The 2,492-nt window shown below is 33.2% G+C and carries 1 protein-coding gene; it reads right to left on the bottom strand.

Going from position 1 to position 2,492, the window contains the following annotated elements:
* Positions 1–52 precede the first annotated feature (52 nt).
* Positions 53–2,242, bottom strand: a complete 2,190-nt coding sequence (locus AB5935_RS24370; RefSeq protein WP_368327691.1) for an SIR2 family protein — start codon at positions 2,240–2,242, stop codon at positions 53–55.
* Between the last annotated feature and the right edge of the window lie 250 nt (positions 2,243–2,492).

Here is a 2,492-nt window from a genome sequence, read left to right as displayed (position 1 = left end):
TGCAAATTCAGTAATGAGAGGACGTGTAAACGCAATAAGGACGTTCAAGGGCTTAGTTGCGGATTTGAGGTTTATAACTCTCATGCAAAGCTTCTATTTTGGTACAAATAGTCCGAGCTAAATTCAATGCACCATCCTTGATGGATGTAGATGAGCTGAATTTCACATCTATCCACTTTTCACCATTTATCAAAGGAATTTCAATTGGTATATTGTATATTTGATTGAATCCAATATAATCAATTATATATTCACTCTTTTCTGGAGCCTTATGCTGGGTATTTAATTTCATGAGAAAATCATATAACCGAGTAGAATACTTTGAAGGACATAATACGCCTAATTCAACATTGAAGGTATTGGTAATTCCATTATTCTGATAATCAAATGGATAATGGTTTACCAAGCCTCTCATTGGATGAAAATCTCTAGATTTGAAGTCGCTATTTTTATTCTGAAATAGTAATTGTGGCTCCAAAAACTCAACACCTTTAAAAACAATCTTTTTTTGCTCCATACTGATTGGATATGACTTATACTTGTCATTCAATACTTTAATTCCTGAAAAAGCCACATTATTGGATATTGAAAAACTCATATCGCTCGTTGTCAGTATAGGAAAAGTAAATCGCAGAGAGTTATTATGGAAGATTAGACTATTCCAATCTTCCAATGCCTGATCATATTGTGCATTATATAATCTGTCGAATTTCTCTTTCGTAAATTGTAACTTAATATCTTTTGGAATAATTTCATTAGAAAGAGTATAGATGTGAATTGTTGGTTTAATACTAAGATATGCGAATTTGGTATCTTTTCCGAAAAAGAACGATAATTCAACAGCATCAGCTATAAAATACTCAATACCATTAACAGCTTTCTTTGAAGTTGTTTTCTTCCATAATTTCCACTTGCCATCAGTCTCTAAATTGGCTGATTTTGAAATACCTATCAATATAGACTTCATCATTAGACGTTGAAAGACAGAAACTTTTCGTATATCATCTACTCCTATAGGATCTTTAAGAATATCTCCCTTAAGATAATCTCCAAATATTTCTTTTACTTTTGCTATTGATGAAACAGCAAATACTTTCCCTTTGAATGGAACTGCAACAATGTCTCTATTGTTACCTATAATTTGGTCTATATTATTCCATAAATGTTCTCCATTTGTTTTTATTTCAAATTGATATACATCTTTCGGAAAAGCCACAGGATGGAGATTGCTTTTTACGAATTTATCATCACGCGGAGATTCTATTCTAAAGCTAGTCTTGGTTTCGTCTTTCTTTATTGTAGATTTTATTAGTTTCTTTATTTCTTCCTGTTTAACTATGTCATCCTCAAAGCAGGCCCTACTTAGCTGAAGTATAGTCTTATCAAACCCATCTGTTGAAATAAAGTAGGCAATGCGGTTATTCACTCTTGCAATATCAATTAAGTCTTTTACTTCACTGCATATATCATCACCAAATCCACACCAATATAAGCGACCTGATCCTGGTTGTGAGAATGCTTCTTTCAAAGCATTCATTAAGGATTTATCTCGGCCACTATAACCCATTACAATTAAATTTTTATCTACAAAATATCGTTTTAAAGCATCTTTAAAGATATTGTTTTGTGTGTCTAATTCTTGATTTGTATTTTTTAATTTTGAATACTTGTAATCACCATGAAGTGCTATGTATAATAATTCATGAGAATTCTCATTTCTGAAAATTCTTTCTGGATCATCTAAAGTTATACATATAGGTGTAATGTTCATTTGATGAGCAGCTCTCTCGGTCAACCCATCAAAGTTTGTTGTCCACACAGATTTAACAATCCCTGCATTATTCAACATGCAGAGTAGCTTATATCCAATATATGGTGCTTTATTATATGCTAATTGTTCAAAATACTTTTGTCTGTCTGCCTCAATAGGGTAAGCTTTTTCCGCATAAAATGAATATTCGTCAGAAGATCCCATTAAAGGATATTCTCCCTGCGCATCAAGCCATGCTTGGATACTCCTACGAACGGCTTCAGACCTGAAGTTTGATACAATTAAAGTCGTATTGGGATTATTGGAAGAATATATATCACGCTTCCACTCCCAAATACAATCTGCCGCAGACTGTATTTGGGAAGAAATTGATGCTCCTGCCCCTAACAAAACAGCATGAGAAACATTCTTGTTTTGTTTTATTGATCGGATAAATGCATCATATTCTAACATATATGTATTAGTTGCCATCTTCTTGTATAGCTAAGTTCAATATTGACTTTTGTTTAATAAATCCCTTCTGTCTACTCTAAGTACTACTGCAATTTGATCAAGTGTTTCTAACGGTGGTTAAATGGTATTCGAGCACCATTTGGATATGGTAGAAGGATCTTTCCCCAATTGCATAGCCAACCATTTTCCTATTTTACCTCAAATCCGCAACTAAGCCCTTGAACGTCCTTATTGCGTTTACACGTCCTCTCATTACTGAATTTGCAGA

Source organism: Phocaeicola sp. RTP21198st1_B8_RTP21198_201120, assembly GCF_040929485.1.
In the GTDB taxonomy this organism is placed as follows: Bacteria; Bacteroidota; Bacteroidia; order Bacteroidales; family Bacteroidaceae; genus Phocaeicola; species Phocaeicola dorei.
This window is presented reverse-complemented; position numbering and strand designations above follow the sequence as displayed.